The organism is Streptomyces sp. NPDC107521 (assembly GCF_055598485.1).
Window position 1 is genome coordinate 44,376 of sequence record NZ_JBVKAT010000025.1, and the last position, 26,888, is coordinate 71,263.

21 protein-coding genes, 2 pseudogenes and 1 riboswitch are annotated in these 26,888 nt (G+C 74.3%); of the genes and pseudogenes, 16 read left to right on the forward strand and 7 right to left on the reverse strand.

Annotated elements, in window-relative coordinates; genetic code table 11:
- Positions 1-58 precede the first annotated feature (58 nt).
- The gene (locus tag ACZ7LB_RS28220; protein WP_471472035.1) at positions 59-2,422 is read right to left on the reverse strand and encodes a chitinase C-terminal domain-containing protein; all 2,364 of its coding nucleotides are present in this window, start codon (positions 2,420-2,422) and stop codon (positions 59-61) included.
- A gap of 234 nt (positions 2,423-2,656) precedes the next feature.
- Positions 2,657-2,787: riboswitch (FMN riboswitch) on the forward strand.
- 147 nt (positions 2,788-2,934) lie between these two features.
- Here ACZ7LB_RS28220 and ACZ7LB_RS28225 point away from each other — a divergent pair.
- The 9 genes from ACZ7LB_RS28225 to ACZ7LB_RS28265 all read left to right on the forward strand — a co-directional run bounded on the left by ACZ7LB_RS28225 (position 2,935) and on the right by ACZ7LB_RS28265 (position 11,304).
- The gene (locus tag ACZ7LB_RS28225; RefSeq protein ID WP_471472036.1) at positions 2,935-3,549 is read left to right on the forward strand and encodes a riboflavin synthase; all 615 of its coding nucleotides are present in this window, start codon (positions 2,935-2,937) and stop codon (positions 3,547-3,549) included.
- Positions 3,546-4,190 (forward strand): nicotinamide mononucleotide transporter family protein, encoded by a 645-nt coding sequence (locus ACZ7LB_RS28230; protein ID WP_471472037.1) that lies wholly within the window; start codon positions 3,546-3,548, stop codon positions 4,188-4,190. Before ACZ7LB_RS28225 ends, ACZ7LB_RS28230 begins: the two co-directional genes overlap by 4 nt.
- On the forward strand, positions 4,187-5,551 hold the full coding sequence (locus ACZ7LB_RS28235; RefSeq protein WP_471472038.1) for a bifunctional 3,4-dihydroxy-2-butanone-4-phosphate synthase/GTP cyclohydrolase II: 1,365 nt from the start codon (positions 4,187-4,189) through the stop codon (positions 5,549-5,551). The genes ACZ7LB_RS28230 and ACZ7LB_RS28235 overlap by 4 nt, the downstream gene beginning before the upstream one ends.
- Before the next feature lie 33 nt (positions 5,552-5,584).
- Positions 5,585-6,070 (forward strand): 6,7-dimethyl-8-ribityllumazine synthase, encoded by a 486-nt coding sequence (gene ribH / locus ACZ7LB_RS28240; protein ID WP_471472081.1) that lies wholly within the window; start codon positions 5,585-5,587, stop codon positions 6,068-6,070.
- 34 nt (positions 6,071-6,104) lie between these two features.
- The gene (locus ACZ7LB_RS28245; RefSeq protein ID WP_004990764.1) at positions 6,105-6,377 is read left to right on the forward strand and encodes a phosphoribosyl-ATP diphosphatase; all 273 of its coding nucleotides are present in this window, start codon (positions 6,105-6,107) and stop codon (positions 6,375-6,377) included.
- Between the two features lie 58 nt (positions 6,378-6,435).
- Complete coding sequence (gene hisG, locus ACZ7LB_RS28250; RefSeq protein WP_471472039.1) at positions 6,436-7,293, forward strand: ATP phosphoribosyltransferase; 858 nt, start codon at positions 6,436-6,438, stop codon at positions 7,291-7,293.
- Positions 7,294-7,313: 20 nt separating this feature from the next.
- Positions 7,314-7,793, forward strand: a complete 480-nt coding sequence (locus ACZ7LB_RS28255; RefSeq protein WP_471472040.1) for a PH domain-containing protein — start codon at positions 7,314-7,316, stop codon at positions 7,791-7,793.
- 1,109 nt (positions 7,794-8,902) lie between these two features.
- The gene (locus ACZ7LB_RS28260) at positions 8,903-10,234 is read left to right on the forward strand and encodes a hemolysin family protein (protein ID WP_471472041.1); all 1,332 of its coding nucleotides are present in this window, start codon (positions 8,903-8,905) and stop codon (positions 10,232-10,234) included.
- On the forward strand, positions 10,231-11,304 hold the full coding sequence (locus ACZ7LB_RS28265; protein ID WP_471472042.1) for a hemolysin family protein: 1,074 nt from the start codon (positions 10,231-10,233) through the stop codon (positions 11,302-11,304). Before ACZ7LB_RS28260 ends, ACZ7LB_RS28265 begins: the two co-directional genes overlap by 4 nt.
- Before the next feature lie 59 nt (positions 11,305-11,363).
- Here ACZ7LB_RS28265 and ACZ7LB_RS28270 read toward each other — a convergent pair whose 3' ends face one another.
- Both ACZ7LB_RS28270 and ACZ7LB_RS28275 read right to left on the reverse strand, forming a co-directional pair.
- Entirely contained in the window at positions 11,364-13,229 is a 1,866-nt protein-coding gene (locus ACZ7LB_RS28270) for an AAA family ATPase (RefSeq protein WP_471472043.1), read from the reverse strand.
- Positions 13,230-13,683: 454 nt separating this feature from the next.
- Entirely contained in the window at positions 13,684-14,145 is a 462-nt protein-coding gene (locus tag ACZ7LB_RS28275; protein ID WP_471472044.1) for a hypothetical protein, read from the reverse strand.
- 830 nt (positions 14,146-14,975) lie between these two features.
- Here ACZ7LB_RS28275 and ACZ7LB_RS28280 point away from each other — a divergent pair.
- Positions 14,976-16,394 (forward strand): peptidase C39 family protein, encoded by a 1,419-nt coding sequence (locus ACZ7LB_RS28280; RefSeq protein ID WP_471472045.1) that lies wholly within the window; start codon positions 14,976-14,978, stop codon positions 16,392-16,394.
- A 158-nt stretch (positions 16,395-16,552) separates the two neighbouring features.
- Positions 16,553-16,702 (forward strand): SCO1431 family membrane protein, encoded by a 150-nt coding sequence (locus tag ACZ7LB_RS28285; protein WP_471472046.1) that lies wholly within the window; start codon positions 16,553-16,555, stop codon positions 16,700-16,702.
- Positions 16,703-16,842: 140 nt separating this feature from the next.
- Here the strand turns inward: ACZ7LB_RS28285 and ACZ7LB_RS28290 are convergent, their stop codons facing one another.
- The 3 genes and pseudogenes from ACZ7LB_RS28290 to ACZ7LB_RS28300 form a co-directional block, all read right to left on the reverse strand.
- The gene (locus tag ACZ7LB_RS28290; RefSeq protein WP_471472047.1) at positions 16,843-17,043 is read right to left on the reverse strand and encodes a hypothetical protein; all 201 of its coding nucleotides are present in this window, start codon (positions 17,041-17,043) and stop codon (positions 16,843-16,845) included.
- Positions 17,024-17,437: pseudogene (locus ACZ7LB_RS28295) on the reverse strand (transposase); the annotation flags it as partial. The pseudogene ACZ7LB_RS28295 and the gene ACZ7LB_RS28290, both read right to left, overlap by 20 nt.
- A gap of 33 nt (positions 17,438-17,470) precedes the next feature.
- Complete coding sequence (locus ACZ7LB_RS28300) at positions 17,471-18,040, reverse strand: RICIN domain-containing protein (RefSeq protein WP_471472048.1); 570 nt, start codon at positions 18,038-18,040, stop codon at positions 17,471-17,473.
- A gap of 407 nt (positions 18,041-18,447) precedes the next feature.
- Here ACZ7LB_RS28300 and ACZ7LB_RS28305 point away from each other — a divergent pair, with 407 nt between their 5' ends.
- Together ACZ7LB_RS28305 and ACZ7LB_RS28310 are read left to right on the forward strand one after the other, a co-directional pair.
- Positions 18,448-20,052 carry an AfsR/SARP family transcriptional regulator gene (locus ACZ7LB_RS28305; RefSeq protein ID WP_471472049.1) on the forward strand — a complete coding sequence of 535 codons (1,605 nt, stop codon included), beginning with the start codon at positions 18,448-18,450 and terminating at the stop codon, positions 20,050-20,052.
- A gap of 675 nt (positions 20,053-20,727) precedes the next feature.
- On the forward strand, positions 20,728-21,900 hold the full coding sequence (locus ACZ7LB_RS28310; protein ID WP_471472050.1) for an acyl-CoA dehydrogenase family protein: 1,173 nt from the start codon (positions 20,728-20,730) through the stop codon (positions 21,898-21,900).
- A gap of 322 nt (positions 21,901-22,222) precedes the next feature.
- Here ACZ7LB_RS28310 and ACZ7LB_RS28315 read toward each other — a convergent pair whose 3' ends face one another.
- Complete coding sequence (locus ACZ7LB_RS28315; protein WP_161229184.1) at positions 22,223-22,660, reverse strand: hypothetical protein; 438 nt, start codon at positions 22,658-22,660, stop codon at positions 22,223-22,225.
- Between the two features lie 266 nt (positions 22,661-22,926).
- Between ACZ7LB_RS28315 and ACZ7LB_RS28320 the strand changes: the two genes are divergently transcribed.
- From ACZ7LB_RS28320 to ACZ7LB_RS28330, 3 genes and pseudogenes are all read left to right on the forward strand, one after another.
- Entirely contained in the window at positions 22,927-23,367 is a 441-nt protein-coding gene (locus tag ACZ7LB_RS28320; RefSeq protein WP_161229185.1) for an Lrp/AsnC family transcriptional regulator, read from the forward strand.
- 87 nt (positions 23,368-23,454) lie between these two features.
- Positions 23,455-25,062: an amidohydrolase gene (locus tag ACZ7LB_RS28325; RefSeq protein WP_471472051.1), complete on the forward strand. Its 1,608-nt coding sequence runs from the start codon at positions 23,455-23,457 to the stop codon at positions 25,060-25,062.
- A 525-nt stretch (positions 25,063-25,587) separates the two neighbouring features.
- A pseudogene (locus ACZ7LB_RS28330) lies at positions 25,588-26,373 on the forward strand (polyprenol monophosphomannose synthase); the annotation flags it as partial.
- Positions 26,374-26,888 lie beyond the last annotated feature (515 nt).

The following is a 26,888-nucleotide window of genomic DNA, read 5'->3' on the forward strand; positions in this document are numbered from 1 at the left end:
TGGCCCGGCGGCGGGCAAGGGCCGTCGTCACCGCCGCCGGGCCGGTCTGGTGGCGGGATCAGCAGGCGCCGAGGTCCTGCCAGACACCCCATTCACCGGTGGTGCCGGGCTTCTCGCCCTTCGTCCACCACTTGGCCTTCCAGTTGTGGCCGTCCTGGGAGACCGTGCTGCCGCTGCCGTACTCGGTGGCCGTGTTCCACGCCGGGTTGGTGCAGTTGCCGCCCGTGCCGCCGGTGCCACCCGTGCCGCCCGTGCCGCCGGTCTCGGTCGGGTCGGGCGTCGGGGTCGTGCCCGGCTCCACCGTGGTGGTGCCGCGGGCCAGGTCGCCCGCCAGGGCGTAGGACTTGCCGCCGAAGGTGACCGTCCAGTTCGACGGCGTGGACACCGGCAGGTAGTACACGAAGTCGACGGTGGTGGAGGCGCCCGGGGCGAGCGACTGCCAGGCCGGCAGCTTCAGCGAGACCCGGTGGTAGTCGCCCTTCAGGCCGCCCACGTTGCCGCCGGTGTGGTCGCTGCGGACCACGGAGGTGCCCCAGCCGGACTGGTCCTTGGCGTTGCCGGGCGCGGAGGTGGCGTAGTCGAACTGGAACTCCGTGCCGCCGGGCAGCGTGGTCTTGGTGTTGTTGGTGATCTTGAGCTTCGGGCCGATCGGGTAGTTGGAGTCGCCGAGCGGGAACTGCCCGAACTCCACGTCCACGTTCAGCGCCTCGGTCGGCAGGGTGGTCGTGGCGCGCTTGGCGCCGTACGGGGCCGCCGACTTGAAGGTCTGGTACATGGTGTCGGTCAGCGTCGTGCCCGGACCGTACTGGCCCTTGGACGCGTTCCAGGCGTAGTCGCCCGCCAGCTCCCAGATCATCGTGCCGCCGATGCCGCGGTCGACCACGTAGTCGGCCTTGGTCTTCACCGACTGCTCGTCCTCGGTGGAGAGGAAGACCTTCTTCTCGGCGTTCCACAGCCACGGCGCGACCAGGGTCGAGCTGTAGTTGCGGGCGTAGGTGCCGGTCAGCGCGGTGTTCGCCGGGAAGCCGTAGTCGGTGACGTAGTCGCCGACGATGCCCTTCTCCAGGTTCTTGGCGTGCCACATCGGGTTGGAGCCCGCCGGGGACTCCTTGCCGTTGTCGTCCAGGTCGTGCCAGAGGTTGTCGATGCCGACGGCACCGTCACCGCACTTGGTCAGGCCGGAACCGGCCGGGCAGGTCGTCGCGGCGGCCTTGCCCCAGAGGCCGTTGGTGCCGCCGGTGACGTTCTTGAAGCCGCGCGTGTAGTACGGCAGGCCGATGTTGATGCGCCCGGAGGGCATCGAGCCGCGGAAGTAGTGGTACGCCCAGTCGGTGTTGAGGTACCCGATGCCGCCGTACTGCGAGGTGGTGTACACGCCCGCGCCGGCCAGCTCCGAGTCCTTGCCGTCGTCGAACAGCGAGGCGTTCGGGCCGACGTGCTCGTTCCAGGCGCCGTGGAGGTCGTACGACATGATGTTGACGTAGTCCAGGTACTTCTGGACCTGGAAGGTCTCCATGCCGCGCAGCAGGTAGCCGGAGGACGGGGCGGCGACGGAGAGGAGGTAGTGCTTGCCGTCGGCGGCGCCCGCGCGGTCGAGCTTCTCGCGCAGCGTCTTCATGAGCACCGCGTAGCCCTTGACCAGACCGGCCCGGCGGGCATTGGCGAAGGACCAGTCGAGCGGGTTGCCCGTGTCCTTCATCGAGGTCGGGTACTCGTAGTCGATGTCGACGCCGCTGAAGCCGTACTTGCGGATGAAGTCGACCGACGAGTTGGCGAAGGTCTCGATGCCGGCCGTGTTGACCGAGCCGTCGGCGTTGGTGGCCATCGAGTAGAAGCCGCCGGAGTTCACCCGGGAGCCGTCGTCGGCGAAGTAGCCGCCCGTCTCGGCCCAGCCGCCCACCGAGATCATGGTCTTGACGTTCGGGTGCTGCTTCTTGAACTTGGTGAGCTGGTTGAAGTGGCCCTTGTAGGGGAGCTGCGGGTCCATCTCGGCGCCGCTGACGCCCGGCCAGGTCATGCCCGTCGCGGGGTTGTTGGGGCCGTCGCCGCCCACGGAGAGCTTGTTGGAGCCGTCGACGTGGGCGAAGGCGTAGTTGATGTGGGTGATCTTGTCCCACGGGATGTCGGAGGCGAGGTAGGCGGGCTTCCCGTCCTTGCCGGTGCGCCATCCGGTGAAGTAGCCGATCACGCGGCGGGGATGGTCGGCGCCCATCTTCTCGCGGCCGTCGGCGTCGTAGACCGAGCAGTAGGGGACGTCGACGCCCGGCGTCTGGTAGAGCCCGTCGGGGCGACAGGAGGTCTGGTCGGCGGCCTGGGAGGTCGCCGGGAGGCCCGCGAGGAGCAGTCCGGCGACGGCGGCGGCTCCGGCGAACAGCGCAGGTCCCGCGCGGTGCCGGGATCTTGAGGGCGAGGGGGAAGGCACAGGTGGTTCCTCTCCACGGAAGTTGGCCAGACAGTAGAGAGGACTAGACCAGTGAGTCAATAGGTATGGACCAATATCAAGGCGGCGTGAACGCGGGGGAGTTGGGGGCGATACCGCACGAATGGGACGCCCCCTCGTCCGGGTGCGCCCCGGTCGGTCGCGTTCTGTGAGCCAGCCCACACGGTGCGCCCGCATGGACGCCCCGCGGTCGTGGCACACTGGCCCTACCAGAAGCAGCGCACTCCGGGGTCGGTGAAAGTCCGAACCGGCGGTTACAGTCCGCGACCCGGTCGCCTCCAGCGACCGGTTGACCAGGTGAAATTCCTGGACCGACGGTTAAAGTCCGGATGGGAGGCAGTGCGCGGCGGGCGAGCACTCGTGCGCGCCGCCGACCAGTGGGACGTCCTTCGCGGGCGGCCCCTCTCCGGCGTCGCCCCCGGTGTCCTCCCGCGGTTCCTGCCCTCTCGGGCGGCCCCGGAGTCCGTGCCCCACGAGGCAGGAGGACCCGGGAAGTGTTCACCGGAATCGTCGAAGAGCTGGGCGAGATCACCGCCGTCGAGAACCTCGGCGACGCCTGTCGCTTCCGACTGCGCGGCCCCGTCGTCACCGGGGACGCCGCCCACGGCGACTCCATCGCCGTCAACGGGGTGTGCCTCACCGTCGTCGACCACGAGGGCGACGAGTTCACCGCCGACGTGATGGCCGAGACCCTGAACCGCTCCAGCCTGGGCGCCCTCGCCGTGGGCTCCCGCGTCAACCTGGAGCGCCCCACCGCCGTCGGCGCCCGGCTCGGCGGCCACATCGTCCAGGGCCACGTCGACGGCACCGGCGAGATCCTCGCCCGCGAACCCTCCGAGCACTGGGAGGTGGTGCGGATCTCCCTGCCCGGCGGCCTCTCCCGCTACGTCGTCGAGAAGGGCTCCATCACCGTCGACGGCATCAGCCTCACGGTCGTCGAGGCGGGCCCCGACTTCTTCACCGTCAGCCTCATCCCCACCACCCTCGCCCTGACCACGCTCGGCATCAAGCAGCCCGGCGCCCCGGTCAACCTGGAGGTGGACGTCATCGCCAAGTACGTCGAGCGGCTGCTCGGCGCCGGGCCCGCCGGACAGGGGGACCCCCGGTGAACTGGCTGAACTCCGAGGCGTTCGCCCTCCTCGGCCAGCGCATCATGTGGTCGGACATGATCGGCAACGTGATCGGGCTGCTCGGCCTCGCCCTCGGCTGGCGGCGCTCCATCTGGACCTGGCCCGCCCAGTTCCTCTCCGGCCTGATCCTCTTCACCGCCTTCGCCACCGCCCACCTCTCCGGCAGCGCCGGCAAGCAGATCGTCGTCATGGCCGTCGCCGCCTGGGGCTTCGCGCAGTGGAGCCGCGGCGGCCGGCAGGGCGGGGACGGCTCCATCGACGTCCGCTTCGCCACCTGGCGCGAGCGCGGCGCCCTGCTGGGCCTCGCCGCCGCCGGCACCCTCGCGGTCGGCGGCCTGTTCACCGCCTTCCCGACCCTGTCCTGGGACCCCTGGCCGGACGCCTACATCTTCGTCGGCACCGTCGTCGCCATGTACGCCCAGGCCCGCGGCATGGTCGAGTTCTGGTTCGCCTGGCTCCTCGTCGACCTCGTCGGCGTCCCGCTGAACTTCGCCAACGGCTTCGCCTTCTCCGGCTTCGTCTACGTCCTCTACGGCGCGCTCGTCCTCTGGGGCCTGCGCGACTGGTGGCTGCGCTCCCGTACCGCGGCCCGTCCCGCCCCGGAAGGAGCGCCCGCATGACCATCGCACCCCTCCTCGGCACCACCGACGGCCTCGACCGGCTCGACCGGCTCGACGACCCCGACGGCCTCACCCTGGACCCGGTCGTCCGGGCCATCGACGACATCGCCGCCGGACGCCCCGTCGTGGTCGTCGACGACGAGGACCGGGAGAACGAGGGCGACCTCGTGATCGCCGCCGAGAAGGCGACCGAGGAGATCGTCGCCTTCATGATGAGCGAGTGCCGCGGCCTGATCTGCGCCCCCATGGAGGGCGCGGAGCTGGACCGGCTGCGCCTGCCGCAGATGGTCGACGACAACACCGAGTCGATGAAGACCGCCTTCACCGTCTCCGTCGACGCCACCGCTGCCCACGGCGTCACCACCGGCATCTCCGCCGCCGACCGCGCCACCACCCTCCGCCTCCTGGCGGGCGGCACCGCCGAGCCCTCCGACCTGGTCCGGCCCGGCCACGTCTTCCCGCTGCGCGCCCGCCCCGGCGGCGTCCTCGTCCGCGACGGCCACACCGAGGCCGCCGTCGACCTCGCCCGCCTCGCCGGACTGCGCCCCGCCGGGGCCATCGTCGAGATCGCCGGCGAGGACGGGCGCATGCTGCGGCTGCCCGAGCTGATCCCCTTCGCCCGCAAGCACGGCCTAACGATCATCTCCATCGAGGCCCTGATCGCCCACCGCCGCGCCACCGAGCCCGCCCCCCGCGAGGAGGACGCCCCCGCCCCCCTCGACGCGCCGGCGCCCGTCGTCCACCGGGAGGCCGAGGTCCGCCTGCCCACCCGCCGCGGCGACTTCACCGCCTTCGGCTACCGGGCCGCCGCCGACGGCGCCGAGCACGTCGCCCTCGTCCACGGCGACCTCGGCGACGGCGAGGACGTCCTGGTCCGCCTGCACTCCGAGTGCCTCACCGGCGACGTCTTCGGCTCCCGGCGCTGCGACTGCGGCCCCCAACTCGACGCCGCCCTCGACCGCGTCCGGGCCGAGGGCCGGGGCGTCGTCGTCTACCTGCGCGGCCACGAGGGACGCGGCATCGGCCTGCTCTCCAAGCTGCGCGCCTACGAGCTCCAGGAACGGGGCCGGGACACCCTCGACGCCAACCTCGAACTCGGCCTGCCCGCCGACGCCCGCGACTACGGCGCCGGGGCCCGTATCCTCGCGGACCTCGGGGTGCGCACCGCACGGCTGATGACCAACAACCCCGACAAGACCGACGCCCTCCTGCGGCACGGCATCCCGGTCACCGGCCGGGAGCCCATGCCCGTCCGGGCGGGCGAGCACAACCTCCGCTACCTGCGCACCAAGCGGGACCGGATGGGGCACGACCTGCCCTGGCTGGACACGGTCGCCGTGTCCGGCCTCGGCGACCAGTAGCAGCGGTTCAGGCACGGCATCCAAGGAGACATGGTGAGCGGGAACGGCGCACCGGAACTGTCCGTACGCAACGTGGGGGACCTCAGGGTCGCCGTCGTCGCGGCGCAGTGGCACGACCGGGTGATGGACGGACTGACGGACGGCGCCCTGCGCGCCCTGCGCGACCTCGGCATCGACGAGCCGACGGTGCTGCGGGTCCCCGGCAGCTTCGAGCTCCCGGTGGTGGCCAAGGTCCTCGCGGGCCGGGGCTACGACGCGGTCGTCGCCCTCGGTGTCGTGATCCGCGGCGGCACCCCGCACTTCGACTACGTCTGCCAGGGGGTGACCCAGGGCCTCGTCCAGGTCTCCGTCGAGACCGGTGTCCCCATCGGCTTCGGGGTGCTCACCTGCGACACCGAGGAGCAGGCCCTGGACCGGGCGGGCCTGCCGGGCTCCAGCGAGGACAAGGGGCACGAGGCGGTGACCGCGGCGGTCGCCACCGCGGCCACGCTCCGCTCAGTATCCGAACCGTGGCGCTAGCCCGGCCGGCACTACGCGTAAAGTGGGCGCCACCATGTCCAAGAAGACGTTCGAGGAGCTGTTCACCGAGCTCCAGCACAAGGCCGCACACGGCGATCCCGCCACCTCCCGCACCGCCGAACTGGTGGACAAGGGCGTCCATGCCATCGGCAAGAAGGTCGTCGAGGAGGCCGCCGAGGTCTGGATGGCCGCCGAGTACGAGGGCAAGGAGGCGGCGGCCGAGGAGATCTCCCAACTGCTGTACCACGTCCAGGTGATGATGGTCGCCCGCGGGATCTCCCTGGACGACGTCTACGCCCATCTGTGAAGTCCGACTGAGTCCGACCGTCCCTCCCGCACCCCACCACGCAAAGGAAGCCGACCTCATGCTGCGCATCGCCGTCCCCAACAAGGGTTCCCTCTCCGGCCCTGCGGCGGACATGCTGCATGAGGCCGGCTACCAGCAGCGCCGCGAGTCCAAGGAACTGCGGATCGTCGACCCGGTGAACGAGGTGGAGTTCTTCTACCTCCGCCCCCGGGACATCGCGATCTACGTCTCCTCCGGCCGGCTCGACATCGGCATCACCGGCCGCGACCTGCTGGTCGACTCGGGCGCCCACGCGGAGGAGATCCTCCCGCTCGGCTTCGCCCGCTCGACCTTCCGCTTCGCCGCCAAGCCGGGCACCGCCGCCGGCGACGAGGACCTCAAGGGCCGCACCGTCGCCACCTCCTACGAGGGCATCGTCGCCCGCCACCTCACCGACCGGGGCATCGACGCCTCCGTCGTCCACCTCGACGGCGCCGTCGAGACCGCCATCGAGCTGGGCGTCGCGGAGGTCATCGCGGACGTCGTCGAGACCGGCACCTCGCTGCGCAACGCGGGCCTGGAGGTCTTCGGCGAGCCGATCATGAAGTCCGAGGCCGTCGTCATCCGCCGCTCGGGCGCGGCCTCCGACGAGTCCGCCGAGCCCAAGGTGCAGCAGTTCCTGCGGCGCCTCCAGGGCGTCCTGGTTGCCCGGACCTACGTGATGATGGACTACGACTGCCGGGTCGAGCAGCTGGAGAAGGCCGTCGCCCTCACCCCCGGCCTGGAGTCCCCGACCGTCTCCCCGCTGCACAACGAGGGCTGGGTCGCCGTCCGCGCCATGGTCCCGGCCAAGGAGGCCCAGCGGATCATGGACGACCTCTACGACATCGGCGCGAGGGCCATCCTGACCACGGCCATCCACGCCTGCCGCCTCTGAGCACCACCCGGAGCACCACCATGCCCGACAGCACCCCGGACACCGCACCGGCCCTGCCCGCCCTGCCCGTCACCTTCCAGCCGGGCCGCACCCGTGCCGTCCTGCTCGGCGCCGCCGTCGCCGTCCTCCTGACCATCACGGCGGTCGCCGTGCTGCTGCCGGGGCTCAGCACGGGGGAGCGGCTCAGCTTCGTGGTGACGGCCCTGCTCCTCGACTGGGTCCTGTGGGTGCTGGCCCGGCCCAAGGTCGTCGCGGAGGAGTCCGGCGTCACCGTCGTCAACCTGATGAGCCGCCGTCGCCTGGAATGGGCGGAGATCGTCCAGGTCACCCTGCGCGCCGGTGACCCGTGGGTGTTCCTCAACCTCAGCGACGGCACCAGCCTGCCCGCGCTGGGCATCCAGCCGGGCATCGCCAGGGAGCGCGCCCTCGCGGACGCGCGGGCCCTGCGGGCCCTGGTCGAGAGCCGCAGCGCGGCCGACCCGGGTCCGGCACGGGGCTGACCCGGGACCGTCCCGCGGCTGCCCCGGGGGCCGGCACGGGGTTGACCCGGGCCGCACGGGGTTGATCCGGTTCCGGCGCGGGGCTGGGCCCGCTCGGGCCCCAGGGCCGACCGGGAACCCGGGCCGACCGGGAAACGCGGGGTCCGCGCCCACCCGGGGTCCGGCCCGAGACCGGGATCCGTACCGACCTGAACCCGGGGCCGGGAGCGAGCCGGACCAGACCGGTCCGGAGCGGGCCTTCCCCGGGCCGGGATTCATCCTCTGCCCGGGCCGACCGCACCCGGCTCGGATGGGCCGCCAGGCCCCCTCGGGCCGAGTCGCCCCACAGCCTTCGGACGCCCCACTCCTCCTGGTGCCCTCAGTTCCTCCCTTTCCTCACCCCGGTCGCGCAACAGCCCCGCCGCCCTCCGCGTCCCCCGCCGCTCAACCGGCCCGGACCGCCTCGTGACCCAGGGGCTCCACGGCCCGGACCCACCGGTGCGGTCCCCGCTCCTCCGGTCCGGTCCAGGCCGGTCCACGTGCCGTGCCCGGCCGGTGTCGGGACGGGCGTCGGCACGCGGGCCGGAACCGCACCCGCCCCCGCGCCCGCACCGCGAGCTCCGCAGGGCCGGAGCCCGCGCGGATGCCGTAGGGGGCGTGTCCGGGTTCCCGCCCGGGATGCCCACGGGCCTCCGCCCAGGCCGACCACGAGGGGCGCACCCGCCGCACCCGCGCACCGCCGGGAGACCCCCGTGTCCCCGTCGGGAGGCCCCGTCGCCGGGACGGCCGTGCCCCGGACCCGGGGTCCCGTCCGGGGCGGGTCCCGTTGCCCCGGGGACGGCACCCGTCCCCGCCGAGGACTCCGCCGGGGTCCGGCCGGGGTGAATCAGGGCCGGATCGGGGGCATCCACCCTGCCGCGGTCACCCTTTTCGTGATTAATCTGGGAACGGAGCCGCGGCCGTCGCGGCACCGCCCCCGTCGCTCCGCCCGGACCACGGGGGTTCCAGCTAACCGAGGAGTGACTCCCTCCGGCGATGGACGGACCGTCCTGTAGTACCTGCGCCGCCCCCTCCCGACACCGCACGGAACGCATCCGTGCGCTCCGCGACCGTACGGAGGCGGCGGCATCATGACCACCCCCCTGCTGCTCCTCGCAGCCGCGCTCCTGCTCATCCTCGCCAACGGCTTCTTCGTCGCGGCCGAGTTCGGCCTCGTCACGGTCGAGCGCCCGGAGGCCGAGCGGGCCGCCGCCGACGGGGACCGCCGCGCCCGCCGGGTCGTGGCCTCGCTGAGGGAGCTGTCCTTCCAGCTCTCCGGCACCCAGCTCGGCATCACCCTCACCTCGCTCGTCGTCGGCATGCTCGCGGAACCGGCCCTCGCCCGGCTCCTGCGGGGCCCGTTCACCGCGCTCGGCATACCCCGCGCGGCCGTGCCCGGGGTCGGCGTCGTCGTCGGCATGCTGCTGGCCTCCGCCGTCCAGATGGTGATCGGCGAGCTGGTCCCCAAGAACTGGGCGGTCTCCCGGCCCCTCCAGGTGGCCCGTTTCGTCGCCGGTCCGCAGAACGCCTTCGCCCGGCTGTTCCGCCCGGTCATCGCCGGGCTCAACACGGTCGCCAACCGACTGGTGCGCCTGCTCGGCATCGAGCCCGCCGACGAACTGGCCTCCGCCCGCACCCCCGGTGAACTGGTCTCCCTGGCCCGCCACTCGGCCCGGGCCGGAACCCTGGAGCAGGACACCGCCGACCTCTTCGTGCGCACCCTCTCGCTCGGCGAGCTGACCGCCCAGCACGTCATGACCCCCCGCGTACGGGTCAGCGCCCTGCAGACCTCCGCCACCGCCGAGGACGTGGTCAACCTGACCCGCGCCACCGGACTGTCCCGCTTCCCCGTCTACCGGGAGCGGATCGACGAGATCACCGGCATGGTGCACCTCAAGGACGCCCTCGCCGTCCCCGCCCGCCACCGGCTGCGCACCACCGTCGGCGGCATCGCCCGCCCGCCCCTGCTCGTCCCCCGCACCCTCCCGGTACGGCCCCTGCTCACCCGGCTGCGCAGCGAGCAGCCCATCGCGGTCGTCGTCGACGAGTACGGCGGCACCGCCGGGGTCGTCACCCTGGAGGACATCGTCGAGGAGATCGTCGGCGAGGTGCGCGACGAGCACGACGGGCTGGACGCCCCCGAGCTGGCCGCCGCGCCCCCGGAGGACGGCCGCCCCGCCTGGGACGCCGACGGGAGCTGCCGCGTCGACGCCCTGCGCCGCATCGGCCTCGCCGCCCCCGACGGGCCGTACGAGACGGTCGCCGGCCTGGTCGCGGACCTGCTGGGACGCATCCCCGCCGTCGGGGACCGGGCGGAGCTGCCCGGCTGGCGGCTCTCCGTGCGCCGGGTCGGGCACTACCGGGCCGAGTGCGTCCGGCTGGTGCGCACGGTGCCCGTGCCCGCCCTGGAGGCCGCCCGGTGAGCGTCCTCCAACTCCTCTTCGCCGCCCTGCTGGTGCTCGCCAACGGCTTCTTCGTGGGCGCCGAGTTCGCGCTGGTCTCCGTGCGGCGCAGCCAGATCGAGCCGCTCGGCACCGCCCGGTCCCGGCAGGTGCTCCACGGGCTGGAGCGGCTGCCGCAGATGATGGCCGCGGCCCAGTTCGGCATCACCGTGTGCTCGCTGACGCTCGGCGCGGTGGCCGAACCCACCGTCGCCCGGCTGCTGGAGCCGGTCTTCGAGTGGATCAGGCTGCCGCACGGGATGATCCACCCCCTCGGCTATGTGATCGCCCTGGCCGTGGTGGTCTTCTTCCACCTCGTCATCGGCGAGATGGTCCCGAAGAACCTCGCGATGGCCGCCCCCGAGCGCACCGCGCTCTGGCTCGCTCCCGGGCTGGTGGCCTTCGCCCGCCTGTGCAGGCCGGTCACCCTGGCCCTCGGCGCCTGCGCCCGGGGCATCCTGCGGATCTTCCGGGTCGAGCCCAAGGACGAGGTCGAGGCCGTCTTCACCAGCGAGCAGCTCAACCGGCTGGTGGAGGACGCGGGGCAGGCCGGACTCCTCGACCCCGAGGAGCAGGAACGGCTGGAGGACGCCCTGGAGCTGGGCTCCCGCCCGGTCACCGACGTCCTGCTGGACCGCGAGTCCCTGGTGACGGTCGCGCCCTCGGCCACCGCGGGCGAGATCGTCGGTCTGACCGCCCGCACCGGGTACTCCCGCTTCCCGGTGGCCGCGGGCGAGGGCGCCTTCCTGGGCTACCTCCACGTCAAGGACGTGCTGGACCTGGAGGACTCCGGGCGGGCGGTGCCGCAGCACCTCTGGCGGCCCATGACGACGCTCCGGCCCGAACTGCCCCTCGACGACGCCCTCACCGTGATGCGCCGCGCCGCGACCCATCTCGCCCAGGTGGCCGACTCCTCCGGCCGGGTCCTCGGCCTCGTCGCCCTGGAGGACGTCCTCGAACTCCTGGTGGGCGAGGTCCGCGACCCCGCCCACCGCGGGGTGAGCCTGAACCGCCCGCGGCCGAGCGGGGAGCCGGAGGAGGTCCCCGCCTGACCCGGCCCGTCGCGCCCCCGCCCCCGCCCGGCGGGACGAGGGGGCGCGGCGCGCCCGGATCAGGGGCCGGTCAGGTCCTGAGGCCCCCGTCCCGACAGGACCTCCCCGTACGCCTGCATCAGATCGGGCAGCCGCAGCGTCGCCAGATCGCCCCGGGTCAGCTCACCGGTGTACCCGGACAGCCGGAGGTCCCGGTAGGCGCAGCTCTTCTCGTACAGCGTCCGCAGGAACCGCCCGTTGCCCAGCTCGTCGATCCACCCCTGGTCCACCACGTGCCCGGCGATCGACCGCAGTTCGTCGAGCGCCTCCTCGTCCCAGGTGTCCCCGTTGCCGCCCGCCAGCACCTCGCCGATCGCGGTCAGCTCCGGCGGCCGGTACGAGGGGAAGTCGACACGGCTGGTGAAGCGCGAGGACAGCCCCGGGTTGGCGGACAGCAGCCGGTCCATGCCCTCCGGATAGCCGGCCAGAATCACCACCAGGTGGTCCCGGTTGTCCTCCGCGCGCTTCAGCAGCACCTGGAGCGCCTCGTCCCCGTACGCGTCGCCCTTGCCGTAGCCGGAGTTGGACAGGGAGTACGCCTCGTCGACGAAGAGCACGCCGCCCAGCGCCGAGTCGATCAGCTCGTTGGCCTTCACGGCGGTCTGCCCGAGGTACTCGCCGACCAGATCGGCCCGCTGCGCCTCCACGAGGTGGTCGCCGCCGAGCAGGCCGAGGGCGTAGAAGACCCTGCCCAGGATGCGGGCCACGGTGGTCTTCCCGGTGCCGGAGGGGCCGGAGAAGACGAAGTGCCGCTTGGGCGGCTGCACCGGAAGGCCCTGCCCGGCCCGCAGCCGTGCCATGTTCAGCTGCGCGGAGAGCGCCTTGACCTGGCGCTTCACCGGCTCCAGCCCGACCATGCGCTCCAGTTGGGCGAGGGCGTCCTCCAGCAGCGCCGGATCGGTCGGCCCGGTGGGCAGCGACGGATCGGGGCCGTCGTCCTTGGCGCGCACCGGCGGCCCGGCCGGAGGGGCCGCGGGCACGGGGGAGGGGCCGGTGCCGGAGAGCTTCAGATCGCGCTCCTCGGTGCCGAAGAGCGGGTCGAGCCCGTCCAGCCCGTCGAGGTCGCCCCCGAGGGAGGTCCCGATGGCCCCGAACTCGTCGCCCTCGTCATAGCCGTCGCCCTCGGCGATGGCCGCCAGCCGGGCCGAGGTGTCCATGAACGCGGGATCGACCCGGTGCACGGCCCGGTAGAGCGGCAGCGCGGCGGCACTGCGGCCGGTGCCCTCGTGGGCGCGGGCCAGCCAGTAGCGCAGCTCCTTGCGCTGCGGCTGCTCGCTGCGGCACCGCATCAGGGCCGCGGCCAGACGCGGTTCGGCCTGGCCGAACATCTCCAGCCGGACCCGGGCCATCCCGCCGAACAGTCCCGCCTCGATGCCCAGCAGCGGATCGCCGAGCAGGGGATCGGTGTGCCGGACCAGCTCCTCCCAGTCCTTGACGAGATAGGAGCGGCAGGCGTGCAGGAACCGGACCTGCGGATCGGTGTCCACCGGCGGGAGACCGGCCAGGGCCCGGTCCAGCTCGGGGACATGGCGGCCGTCCAGCCAGTGGGAGGCGTGCGCCAGCAGCAGGTCGCGGGGGCTCTCCAGCACCGGCTGCACCCACCAGCCCAGCCAGTACCAGGAGTTGAGGGCGCGGCGGTGCCGGGTGCGCTGCTCGCCGAAGCGGTCCCGGTGCCGGTACATCCTCAGCAGGGCGGTGCTGGTGTCGACGCGCAGCGCGTGCAGGCCCAGCCAGCCGTCGGCCATCGCCGGGTCGACGCGCACCGCGGCCCTGAACTCCTCCTCCGCCTGCGGATAGGCACCCATCGTGTAGGCGTCCACGCCGCGCAACCAGGCGAGTTCGGCCGGTGCCTGCCGCGCCCGTGGGCCGTGCGTGCCGAAATCCATCGCGTCCCCCACGAACCGTGCCCCCGTCGGTGTGCCGCCGGGCCCCGGCCCGCCGCCCGCCCCGGCTCATCAACAGCGTTGAGGCGGACCGGAGTTGCCAGGTGCCCATGGCCGCCGTCCACGGGTGGCACCGAGGGCATCGTACCCGCGGAGGGGGATCCCCCGAAGGGCGTCGGGGCATGCCGGACGACGGCGCGGGAGAGGGAGGGCGACCGGCCTGACGGTCACGGAGAGTGAGAAAGATCCGGCGGGCGGCGGCTCCGCGGAGTGTTCCGGACAGAACGAAGCCCCCGATCACGGGGGAACAACCGGGGGCTTCGTGTCCTGAGGTGCCCCCTGAGGGGCGTATTGAGAACGTAAGACCTGTACGCCCCCCGGGTCAAGCGAAGTTGCGGGCCTCAGGAAAGTTGTTGTGTCCCGACCTTCACAAAGTCACCACATCACGGGTGGGGCATCACTCCGGGTGATCGGTGGCCGTTGTTCCCCCTGTTCCACCGGGCCCCGGCAGCACCTCGTACCCCGGTCCGCGCTGCCGCACCAGAAGGTGCGCGTGGGGGCGCGAGGGGTCCTCCGCGAAGTGCCGGCGCTCCGCCGGGACCCACCCGTCCCAGAACTCCCGCTGCTCCGCCCCGTCGCGCGCCCGGCCGCGCGCCCACGCCCGGTCGGGCGCCAACTCCATCCACAGCAGGTGCGCCAGGTGCGGGCGCAGCGCCCGTCGGCCCGCGCCGACGCCCTCGACGAGGATCACCGGGGCGGGCGGCAGCGCGCGCGGCGGGCCGGGACGCCGGGCCCACCAGTCGTAGGGGGCGTAGTGCGCGACCTCGCCGCGGCCGAGCGGGTCCAGCACCTCGGCCCGCAGCCGTCCGGTCCAGTCGAACAGCTCGTCGTGCCGGGCGATGTCGTCGAGATGGAGCACCGGCGCCCCGTCCAGCTCCTCGGCCAGCCGTCCGGCGAAGGTGGACTTGCCGGACCCGGCGTGCCCGTCGACGCCGATCAGGCGGACGGGGCCGCAGGACGGGGGGAGGCGGCGGAGCAGGGCGGCGAGCTGGTGGATGGCGGGTTCCCGGCGGTACGAAGGGGCGGATGCGGTCCGCCCGCACTCTAACCGGCACCCTTGGCCGACCGCCGACCGCCGACCGCCGACCGCCGACCGCCGACCGCCGACCGCCGACCGCCGACCGCCGACCGCCGACCGCCGACCGCCGACCGCCGACCGCTTCGGTGCTGGTGCCGGGGGTGCGGCCTGCCGGTGGCCTCCCGTCCCATGGGGAGCCCGTCCCCCGTTCCGTACCAGGGGTGCGCCCGCCGGCGCTGGAGGTCGCTGTCGGCGCCGGCTCTCCGGGCGGGGACGGGCGGTCCCGGCCGGTCGCGCGTGGTCCGTCGCGCGCCGCCGGCGCTTCGCGGTCCCCGTGCCCGGCTCGCCGCACGGGGCCTCCCCGGAGAACCGGAGAACCGGAGAACCGGAAGCCCCGGGGTCCCGGGGGCGCACCGGGGATCGGCCCCGCGCCGGCCCCAGGTGGCCACGGATCGGCGGCCGCCGCCCCGGAACTCCCGTCCCCCCGCCCACCCGTGCCACCGGCGTCCCCGCCGTCCCCCTTCCGGCCGCGTCCGCCACTGGTCGACACCAATGTTCCTCGCGTGGCGTGCGCGCGCGTGCTGGTGGCGGGGCCGACGCGCGGTCATAGTGGGCGCACAGCCCGTGCAATGGACCAGCCCCGAACCGGATCACCTGGGGGTCTTCCGCCCATGAGCAGAGCAGAACCGCCCTCCCGCCGGACCGTCCTGGCCGCCGCGGTCGTCGCGGCCGTGGCGGGCGGCGCCGCACAGGCCGCCGCCCACGCCGCCCCGGGCACCGCCGGTGCCGCCCCGGGACCGGCCCCCGGCACTGGGGCCGCCCCGGGACCCGGAGCCGGGGGAGGCGCCCCCGCACCGGCCCGCCCGGTCGAATACCACGGATGGACCACCGTGCCCGACTGGCGCTCCGGTGCCGCCGAGGGGGTCCGCACCGTCGCCGGTGCCCGGCCCGGCATCGCGATCGGCACCCCCGTCGGCACCACCGAGTACACCAACCCCCACACCGGCACCACCGCGACCTGGGAGTACGCCACCTGGACCTCGCCCCTCCACCGGCTCACCGTCCCCGCGACCGAGGTGATCGCCTCCTGGAACGCCGACACCCCGGCCGGCACCTGGATCCAGGTCGAGCTGCGCGGCACCTACTCCGACGGCACCGGGACCCCCTGGTTCGTGATGGGCCGCTGGGCGTCGGGCGACGGGGACGTCCGGCGCACCTCCGTGGACGACCAGGGCGACGGCCGGGGGAGCGTGTGGACCGACACCTTCGCCGTCGACGACGCCTCCGGCGGACTGCGGCTGGTCTCCTACCGGCTCAGGGCCACGTTGTACCGCCGCCCCGGCAGCCGGGCCAGCCCGGCCGTGCGCCGGATCGGCGCGATGGGCTCCGACGTCCCCGACCGCTTCACCGTCCCCGCCTCCGCGCCGGGCCGTGCCGGGGAACTCCGCGTACCCCGCTACTCGCAGGAGATCCACGCCGGCCAGTACCCCGAGTACGACAACGGCGGCGAGGCGTGGTGCAGCCCCACCTCCTCGCAAATGATCATCGAGTACTGGGGCGGCGGGCCGACCGAGGAGGAGCTGTCCTGGGTCGACCCCTCGTACGCCGATCCGCAAGTCTGCCACGCGGCCCGGTACACCTACGACCACCAGTACGCGGGCTGCGGCAACTGGCCGTTCAACGCCGCCTACGCCGCCACCTTCCCCGGCCTCCAGAGCGTCGTCACCCGCCTCGGCTCGCTCACCGACGTGGAGACGCTGATCGCGGCCGGCATCCCGGTCATCACCTCCCAGTCCTTCCTGAAGGAGGAACTGACCGGCGCCGGGTACGGGACCGCGGGCCATCTGATGACGGTGATCGGCTTCACCTCCGGGGGCGACGTCATCGCCAACGACCCGGCCTCCCCGGACAACGCCTCCGTGCGCCGGGTCTACCGGCGCCGGGAGTGGGAGAACATCTGGCTGCGGACCAGGCGGTACAACACCACCGGGAAGGTCGTCTCCGGCACCGGCGGCGTCTGCTACCTCTACTTCCCCGTCCGTCCGACCCCGCGCCAGCGCGAGGCGCTCGCCGCCGTGGGCGTGTTCTGACCGGTGCCGGTGCCGGTGCGCGGGGGACGGCCCCGGCGGTGCCCCCCGCCGGGGCCGCCGCCTGTGAGCAACCTCTCCGCCGCGCGGGCGGCGCGGGGTGGCATGGTGGACTGCGTCCCCGGGGGGATCCGCCGCACCACGAGACCCAGCGAGCAGCCATGACCGCACACGCCACCGCCTCCGCCGTCGCCCGCCCCCGTACCGGCGGCCCCCGGGACGGCGACGGCCCGCGCCTCGCCGAGCACCTCCTCGGCTGGACCCTCGTCGTGGTCGTCGCGATGCTCGTGGTCCGGCTCGGCCTGCTCTGAGGGGGCGGTTCGCAGGGTGATGTCCGTTTCCGGCTGAGGTGGAGCACGACCGCTGGCGAGGGGCCCGTCGGCCATGGCCTCCCGGCGGAGCTGCCGGTGTCGGCCTCGGCGAGGATCGATCCCGAGTCCGACCGGGCGTTTCATCGTGGCGCGGGTGCCCCCGACGTTCTTCGTAGCGGTTCGTGGCCGAGGGCTTCGCGGATGTCCTTGGCCCGGAGCGGCCCGGTCGCGTGGTTGAAGACGGCAAGGATGCGGGGGTGGTCCGGGTGCCCGGGCAGGTCCGGCGCGAGGGCCGCGAATCGGTCGGCGAGGCCGGTGAAGGTCGTGCGGGTGGCGTTCATCGCACTCGACGTCGAGGCCGAGGCCGACGCCGTGTGCGACGGCCTGGTTCTCGAAGCCCCGGTCGACCAGGGCCTTGTGGACGGTTCCGTCGGCGTGCTCGGTGACCTGGTCCAGCAGGATGCCGCCGGCGGTGTTGTCGTGGGTGTTCGCGGCGAGGACGGCGACCGCGATGACCGGGCCGAGGACGTCCACGGCCCGGTCACGTGTGCGGCCGGGCACCCGCTCGGCCGGATCACGGCCGGTCGTGGCGGCGGGGACCCCGGCGGCCGCGTGGACACTCCGGGTGTCCAGGACCACCAGGGTCGGGTCCTCCCATGGGCAGGCGCGTTCGCGGATCCGGCAGCGCAGGAGTCCATGGATGACCTGGTGGGTTCCGTGGTCCCGCCAGGCGGCGGACCGCGCGACGGGGCCGGCACCGCGCGCCGTTCAGGGGATGTCGGGGAAGTTGTTGAGCTGTCGGAGGGTCCAGCTCTGGTTCCCCGTGTTCCACTCGTTGTCCTTGGAGATGCAGTCCCACTGCTGTAAGGGGGCCTGCTGGCCGGGCGTGCCGGACGGAGCCGCCGCGTCCAGGCACCTGCCGGTGGCCCGGTTCTTCAGGAGCATGGTCGTGGGGAAGCACTGTCCCGTACAGCTCGGCCGCGCCCAGGCGATGGTCCATTCGGCCGGCGCGTATCCGGCGTCGCAGTAGGGGTACTGGATGACGCGAGTGCCGTTCTCGTAGTACCCCGAACGCCAGTCGAGCATGAGGCATTGGCCGGAGTGCCGGGCCTTGATCCGGAAGTAGCCGTTTCCGCTGTCGAGCAGCTCGTACTCCTGGGAGGCGCTGGTGTTGTCCGGCCACAGGAAGACGCCGGTGTACGGATCCGCCGACGCCCAGATGACATCGGCGCGCAGCCCGGTCCGGGAGTTCACGAGCTCGTAGCGGGTGGGTTCCGCCGCGTGAGCGGGCGCAGGCGCGAGCGCCGCGAAGACGGCGAACGCCATGGCCGCTGCCATGGCCGCCGGAGTGAGTCGCGAGCGTCTGCGCCCGGGCGGCACCGACGGTGCGGTCGGTGTCGTGGCCCTGCTGGGACGGTGGGGCCACAGGGCGAGGGGTATCCGCATGGTGTTCTCCTCCGTGAGTTTCGAATGCCCGGCGTTCGTCGTCGCCGGAGCGGCGGAGCGGGACGGAGCGCGAGCGGCTCCATCCCCGGTACCGGTCTCCTCCCGCCGGATGCCGTTCGGATCCGACCGCGGGGACCGGACGGCGAAGCGTCTCCGCGGCGCTCGGGCCGAGCCGGTCGGCCCGGACGTCCCCACCCTGGCGTCGCGGCCTGTGCACCGACCTTGCGGTCACCTTGCGGGCCAGCCAGCATGGGATGTGGGGATGTCTTGCACGTGCTGTCGATCACACGGGGGGACGTGTGGACTTCCGGCTGTTGGGGGAGATCGAGGTGCGGTCGGCGGGCCGGCCGCTCGACGTGGGGACACCGCAGCAGCAGGTGGTGCTGGCCGCGCTGGCCGTCGACGCCCGAAACCCGATCGCGTTGGAGGCGCTCGTCGACCGGGTCTGGGACCACGACCCGCCCGCCAGCGCCCGGCCTGTGCTGTACGCGCACATGAGCAGGATCCGAGGGCTGCTGAGACAGGCGGCCGGCCCCGGGGGCGGGACGACGGCGCGGATAGAACGTCGGCACGCCGGCTACGTTCTGGACGTCGACCCTGAGCTGGTGGATCTCCACCGGTTTCGTCGGCTGGTCGAGCAGGGCGCCGACCTGCAGCGTGATGACGAGGCCCGGGCCGCGGCGCTCGCCGAGGCTCTGGGCCTGTGGCGTGGAGAACCCCTGGCCGGTCTCTCGGGCGAATGGGCCGCGCAGATCCGGGCAAGCTGCCATCGCCGGCGGTTGGACGCGGTGGTGTGGTGGGCGCAGGCGGAGTTCCGGCTCGGCCGTCCCACCGCGGTGATCTCCGCGGTGCCCGATCTCACCGCCGAGTATCCGCTGGCCGAGCCCCTGGAATGCGTGCTGATCCAGGCGCTGCACGCGGCCGGGCGGGGTGCGGAGGCTCTGGACCGCTACGGCGTCGTCCGACGACGGCTGGCCGAAGAACTGGGCGCCGACCCCGGTGAGGAGCTCCGAACCGTGTACCAGACCGTCCTGAGGGGGGATCCGCCCCCGCCGGGAGAGGCCGGCGCCGCCCTGCGTACCGTCAGGCCGGGTCCTCTCCGGTCGCGGGCCGCGGCCTCGACTCCCGCGGTGGCCCGTCGCCGGGCCGATCCGGCTTCGGCGGGCGGCGGTGCGTCCGTCGGTGCGCCGTCCGGGGTGGGCGCCCGGACGCCGGCCCGCACCACCGCTTCCCGTCCCGGTTCCACGGGGACGCCGTCGTCGCCCCAGATGCCGCCCGGGCACCTCGACGCGGCCGTCATCGGCACGTCGTCGAGCAGGCAGCGGGTGAGGACGGTCCGCCGACGCGCTTTGCTGGCCGTCCTGGCCCTGCCTGCGGCGGCGGGGTCGGCGCACGTCCTCCGGCGGGACGAGAGCGACGGCTCGCAGGCGGCGTCGGTTGAACTCGCGCGGGGACTCTTCGCCGCCGCCGAGGCATTCGACCAGGAGGGGAGGGCATGTGACGCGCGGGCGACCGTCAGGGACGCGGTGCGGCTGTGGGACGAGCTCGTCGGGCTGGACCCGGACCGCAACGGGCCGCCTCTCGCTCCCGCCGTCCTGCGGGCGCTGGGCAGGGCCGGTGTGGACTTCAGTGTCCTGCGGACCGCGCTCCTCGGCTGGCTCGGCGATCCGGTCCACACGCCCTATCCGGCGATCTCCCACGTGATCCTGCTGCGGGGATGGCGGTTCACGGCACCGGTCCTCCTCGACGCCGTCGTCCGGAACTACGAGCACACGCCCGAGGTCACGTCTCCCCGGGACGTCGCCGACGTGCACACCGATGTCCTGAAGGCGGCCGTCCTGGAGAACACGAGAACGCGCCACGGCACGCGGGTGACGGAGTTCGACCAACTCCTCAGGCCCTGAGGGCGGCGACCGCCCTCTCCGCGGTAGGCCCCGCCCCACCCGATTCGCCCCGCCCCGCCCGCCCGGCGCGGCGCCGGGCGCGGCTCGGGCACCCCGGCGCGTGCCCCGGGAGTCCCGCCGCGCCCCCGGGTCCCGTCCCGCCCGTGACGCGGCGTCCGCCGCCCCGCCCGTACCCCGGTTCCGCCGCCCCGCCCGGAACCCGGGCTCGGGCCGTCCGCCGGCGACCCCGGCCGCCGTCGCCCGGCGATCGCCCGGAATCCGCCGTCCGGACCCCGGAACCCCGTACACCGCTCCCCGCCGGCCTCCCCGGGGAAGCCCCCACGGCCACCCCGTGCGCGCCCCGCCGCCCCGCCAGGCCGCCCCGCCCCGGGGCCCGGCCCGTCGGCCGGGGCGCCGCGCCCGGCCCCGCGCCCTCGCCGCCCGGCCCTGCCACCGGCCGGACACCCCACTCCGCCTCCGCCCGCCCGGTCCGTCGGCGGATTTCTTGAAGTAAGCGGTCGTTAACTGGTGACTCCATGCCTCCCATCGGGCATACTCACAGCGCACAGCCGCTGGTCAGCAGCTTCCGTGACCCGGGAGTGCGAGTATCGGCCAGGCAGTCCGAAGACCCGGCGGAACCGCCTCCACCCAAGGCGCACGACCGCCCAGGTGCCCGACAGGGAGGAGAGCGTCGCCATGTCCGACCGCGCCCCGCAGCCGGTGGCCCGGCAACTGCCCACGGACGAGGCGAGGGAGCTGATCTCCCTCGTCCGCGAGATCGCCCAGCGCGAGATCGCCCCGAGCGCCGCCGAGGAGGAGGACGCCGGGCGCTTCCCGCGCGAGGTCTTCACCCTGCTCTCCGGCTCCGGCCTGCTCGGCCTGCCCTACGACGACCAGTACGGCGGCGGGGAGCAGCCGTACGAGGTCTACCTCCAGGTCCTGGAGGAGCTGGCCGCCGTCCGGCTCACCGTCGGCCTCGGCGTCAGCGTGCACACCCTCGCGGCCTACGCGCTCGCCGCCTACGGCACCAAGGAGCAGTGCGCCGAGCACCTGCCCGCGATGCTGGGCGGCGGACTGCTGGGCGCCTACTGCCTCTCCGAGCCGGCCTCCGGTTCCGACGCCGCCTCGCTGCGGACCAGGGCGGTGCGCGACGGCGGTGACTGGGTGCTCGACGGGACCAAGGCCTGGATCACCCACGGCGGCATCGCGGACTTCTACACCGTCATGGCGCGCACCGGCCAGGAGGGCCCGCGCGGCGTCACCGCCTTCCTGGTGCCGGGCGACGCCGAGGGGCTGAGTGCCGCGGCGCCCGAGAGGAAGATGGGGCTCAAGGGTTCGCCCACCGCGCAGATCCACCTCGACGGCGTGCGCGTGTCCGACGCCCGGCGGCTCGGCGAGGAGGGCCAGGGCTTCACCATCGCCCTGTCCGCGCTCGACTCCGGGCGGCTCGGCATCGCGGCCTGCGCGATCGGCGTGGCCCAGGCGGCGCTGGACGCCGCGGTCTCCTACGCGGCGGAGCGGCGCCAGTTCGGTCGGCCGATCGCCGACTTCCAGGGCCTGCGCTTCATGCTGGCCGACATGGCGACCGGGATCGAGGCGGGCCGTGCCCTCTACCTGGCGGCGGCGCGGCTGCGCGACGCCGGACTGCCGTTCTCCAAGCAGGCGGCCATGGCCAAGCTGCACTGCACCGACACCGTGATGCGGGTGACCACCGACGCCGTGCAGATCCTCGGCGGATACGGCTACACGGCGGACTTCCCGGCCGAGCGGTACCTGCGCGAGGCCAAGGTCCTGCAGATCGTCGAGGGCACCAACCAGATTCAGCGCATGGTCATCGGCCGCCACCTCCTGGGGCCCGAGGAGCGCTGACCCGTCGGCACCCCGGGGGCCGTGGGAGCCGCCGGGGTCCCGGCCCGCCCCGGTGCCGTCCGGGGAGCCGCGCCGCGTCCACCCGGCGGTCGTAGGGTCCGGTGGTCCGCGGGGCGCTCGCGGGGCCGGGCGCGTCGGTCGGGCGCGTCGGTCGGGCGCGCCCGCCGCGCGCGACGGCGGTCATTTTCCGGGGATCCCGGCCCGGACCGCGTCGCGAGTGCCGGGAGTGCCGGAAACCGGCCACCGGCCCGCGATCCGCGGCACGCCGTCGCGTGTGCCGCCGCACCGGCCGATGACGGGAAACGGACGGGGGAACGGACCGTCAGGCGGCCTCGTGCCGCATCATCGGCACGCGCATCGGGCGCGAGCCCGGGCCGCCGACGTGGGAGAAGGGCTGCGTCCGCCAGTCGAGGCTCTGGGGGAGGGTCAGCAGCAGGGCGGTGTCCTGCTCCTGGGGCCGGGACTTCTCGTCCGCCGGGCGGGCGTCGGCGGCGCGGCGGCCGGTGCCGGGGCAGACCGTGAGGCCGAACGGGTTCCACGGCGAGGCGCACAGCGCGTGCTCCGGCAGCACCTCCTCGTCCGCCAGCAGGGCGATCGGCTGCGCGCAGTCCGGGCAGACCACCCGGAACATCTCGAAGGTGTCGTAGGCGCCGAGTTCCTCGTCGTCGTAGGCGTCGGGTTCGACGCCCTCCGGAACGGACTCGGCGGCCGGCTGCTGGCGCTTGGGCACGGAGCGACCAGGGCGCTTAAGACTCTGCATGGGATTCTCCCCCTCGGGCTGGGCCGTGAAGGCGACTGCGGCCTCGACCACACCAAGCACTTCCCGTCCCCCCACGCGGGTAATCACGAGAGCATCACGGAGACGTCCCGGAGAGTGTGGTGTTCGTCACACAGTGCTCGCGGGCGCCCCGTGCGGCTGAATTTGTCCCCCCTGGAACACCGGTCGACGTCCGCCACATCACGAACCGGCCATGACCCGCCGCTCCGAGGTATCCCCGGAGATCAAGCGCACTGTAGGTTCTGCGCATGGAGGAGCTGGACCGACAGATCGTGGAGCTGCTCGTCAAGGACGGGCGGATGAGCTACACAGACCTGGGCAAGGCCACGGGGCTGTCCACGTCGGCCGTGCACCAGCGGGTGCGGCGGCTGGAGCAGCGCGGCGTCATCCGCGGCTACGCCGCGGTCGTGGACGCCGAGGCGGTGGGGCTGCCGATGACCGCGTTCATCTCCGTGAAGCCGTTCGACCCCAGTGCCCCCGACGACATCGCCGAGCGGCTCGCCGGGGTCCCCGAGATCGAGGCGTGCCACAGCGTGGCCGGCGACGAGAACTACATCCTCAAGGTGCGCGTCGCCACCCCCCACGAGCTGGAGGAACTCCTCGCGCGGCTGCGGTCGCTCGCCGGCGTCTCCACCCGCACCACCGTGGTCCTCTCCACCCCCTACGAGGCCCGGCCGCCCCGGATCTGACCCCGCCCCGGCCGCCCGGCGCGGGCTCCCGGCACGCCCCGCGGCCCTGGGTGCGGCGCGGGCCGCCCGAGGGGCGAGACTGGGGGCATGAGCGAGCCATCCACCGCGTCCACCACCACCGTCCTGCTGCGCCGGGGCGAGGTGCACAGTCCCGCCGACCCCTTCGCCACCGCCATGGTCGTCGAGCGCGGCCGGGTCGCCTGGGTCGGCTCCGAAGGGGCCGCCGACGCCTTCGCGGACGGCGTGGACGAGGTGGTCGACCTGGACGGCGCCCTTGTCACCCCGGCGTTCACCGACGCACATGTGCACACCACGGCCACCGGCCTCGCCCTGACCGGCCTGGACCTGTCCGGGGCCGCCTCCCGCGAGGCCGCCCTGGCCCTCGTCCGCGACTTCGCCGCCGCCCGCCCCGACGACCGCGTCCTGCTGGGCCACGGCTGGGACGCCGCCCGCTGGACCGACGGCCGGCCCCCGACCCGCGCCGAACTGGACGGGGCCACCGGCGGCCGCCCCCTCTACCTCAGCCGCATCGACGTCCACTCGGCGGTCGTCACCACCGCCCTGCTCGACCTGGTCCCCGGCTCGCCCCGCCCCGCCGACGCCCCCCTCACCGGCGACGACCACCACGCCGCGCGCGCCACCGCCCTCGGCGCCATCACCCCCGCCCAGCGCGCCGGGGCCCAGCGCGCCGCCCTCGCCCACGCCGCCTCCCTGGGCATCGGAACCGTTCACGAATGCGCAGGCCCGGAGATCTCCTCCGAGGACGACCTGACCTCGCTGCTGCGCCTGGCGGCCGCCTCGGACGGGCCGCGGGTGGTCGGCTACTGGGCCGAGCAGAACGTCGAGCGGGCGCGGGAGCTGGGCGCGGCCGGCGCCGCCGGGGACCTCTTCGTGGACGGCTCCCTGGGCTCCCACACCGCCTGCCTCCACCACCCCTACGCCGACGCCCCGCACACCGGCACCGCCCACCTGGACACCGCCGCCGTCACCGCCCACGTCGTCGCCTGCACCGAGGCCGGGCTCCAGGCGGGCTTCCACGCCATCGGCGACGCCGCCGTGACCACCGTCGTCGAGGGTGTCCGCGCCGCCGCCGAGAAGGTCGGCCTCGCCCGCGTCCGCGCCGCCCGGCACCGCGTCGAGCACGCCGAGATGCTCACCCCCGAGACCGTCGCGGCCTTCGCCGAACTCGGCCTGACCGCCTCCGTCCAGCCCGCCTTCGACGCCCTCTGGGGCGGCGACGAGGGCATGTACGCCCAGCGCCTCGGCGTCGACCGGGCCCGCACCCTCAACCCGTACGCCGCCCTGCTCCGGGCCGGCGTGCCGCTCGCCCTCGGCTCCGACAGCCCGGTCACCCCCCTCGACCCCTGGGGCACCGTCCGGGCCGCGGCCTTCCACCGGACCCCGGAGCACCGCGTCTCGGTGCGCGCGGCGTTCACCGCGCACACCCGGGGCGGCTGGCGGGCCGTCGGCCGCGACGACGCCGGCGCCCTGGTGCCGGGCGCGCCCGCCGACTACGCCGTCTGGCGCGCCGGCGAACTGGTCGTCCAGGCCCCCGACGACCGGGTGGCCCGCTGGTCGACCGACCCGCGCTCCGGCACCCCCGGCCTGCCCGACCTGCGTCCCGGCGGCCCGCTCCCGGTCTGCCTGCGCACCGTGGTGGGCGGCCGGACGGTGTACGTACGGCCGGGCGAGTGATCTCCGCCGCCGGGGCCGCGACGGCCCCCGGCCGCGCCACGCCGGGAGATCTCCGGGCCTGACCAGGGGCTTGCCGTGAACGCCCCAGGGGGCGCGGATGTTGACAGGCAGCGGCGGGTGGCGGGTAGGTTCGGCCGGGTCCACCACCGGACGCCCGACCGGGGAAACCTCCGCGCACTCGCCGCGGCGCCGCTGCGTCAGGGACGGTGCCCCGTACGGGAGCACCTCCACTGGGAGCCAGGCTCAGCGCCCGCGCCGCGGCAGGGGGACGTTCCGGCCGGTCGGGAGGTGCGACCCGGGTGGGGCCCGGACGCTCAGTAGACAACGGCTTTCGGTCGACCCGCAGCCAGCGGATCCCGGGCCGGCCCGAAGGGCGCCGGGCTCCCATCCGCAGTGACACCGCCGTAAACGCGCATCCATACCCCGGTTTGCGCCGTACGACACCGCCGTACCGATGTGCCGTCACGTCGCCGCAGGCCGCGGCCATTATGGTGGTGCCCTGCGTACGGACGAGAAGGGGCAGCGGTGAACGACGGCGACGGGGCGCTCGCGACAGCGGGCCGGGGGAGGCGGTTCGGTCCCCTGGGCACGACCCTGGTGATCATCCCGACCTACAACGAGGCGGAGAACATCCAGGCGATCGTCGGGCGGGTGCGCGAGGCGGTTCCCGAGGCGCACGTGCTCGTGGCCGACGACAACAGCCCCGACGGCACCGGCAAGCTCGCCGACGAACTGGCGGCCGGGGACGAGCACGTCCGGGTACTGCACCGCAAGGGCAAGGAGGGCCTGGGCGCCGCCTATCTGGCGGGCTTCCGCTGGGGCCTGGAGAACGGTTACGGCGTCCTCGTCGAGATGGACGCCGACGGCTCCCACCAGCCCGAGGAACTGCCCCGGCTGCTCACCGCGCTCAAGGGCGCCGACCTGGTGCTCGGCTCCCGCTGGGTGCCCGGCGGCCGGGTGGTGAACTGGCCCAAGTCCCGCGAGTTCATCTCCCGGGGCGGCAGCATGTACTCCCGCCTCGCCCTGGACCTGCCGCTGCGCGACATCACCGGCGGCTACCGGGCCTTCCGGCGCGAGACGCTGGAGGGGCTCGGCCTGGAGGAGGTCGCCTCCCAGGGCTACTGCTTCCAGGTCGACCTGGCGCGAAGGGCGATCAAGGCCGGGTACCACGTCGTGGAGGTGCCCATCACCTTCGTGGAGCGCGAGCTGGGCGACTCCAAGATGAGCCGCGACATCCTCGTGGAGGCCCTCTGGCGGGTCACCACCTGGGGCGTGGGGGAGCGGGTCGGCAAGGTGCTGGGCCGCGACCGCGTCCCGCAGCCGGCGGTCCCCCGGCCGGTGACCCCGGCACCGGGCGGCGGGACGGGCGCGGAGCCCCCCGCCGGCCCGGCGCCGGAGGGGACCGCGGCCGGGCGGCCCGCGGGGGACGCCGTGGCCGACGCCCCGGACGCCCCGGACGGCGCGACGGCCGGGGCGTCGGCTCCGGACCGGGTGGCGACCGGAGCCGGGACCCCGGACGAGGCCGCGCCCGCCGCGGCGGACGGGACGCCCGCGGAAGCCTCCCGCACCGCCCCCGACAGCCCCGCCGCCGGGACGGGCACGGCCGAAGGGTCCCGCACCCCGTCCGGGACCCCCGAGGAGGCCCCGGCCGCCCCGGACGGGACCCCGTCGGGGGAGGAGCCGAGGGCCCCGGGGACATCGGCGGAGCCGGACGGGGAAGCGGACGCGGCGGCCTCCGGAAGCACCGGCGCCGGGGGCGCCCCGGCACCGGACGGGGGTCGGAGCGCGGATGGGGCGGGCGATTCCGCGCCGGACCCGAAGCCCTG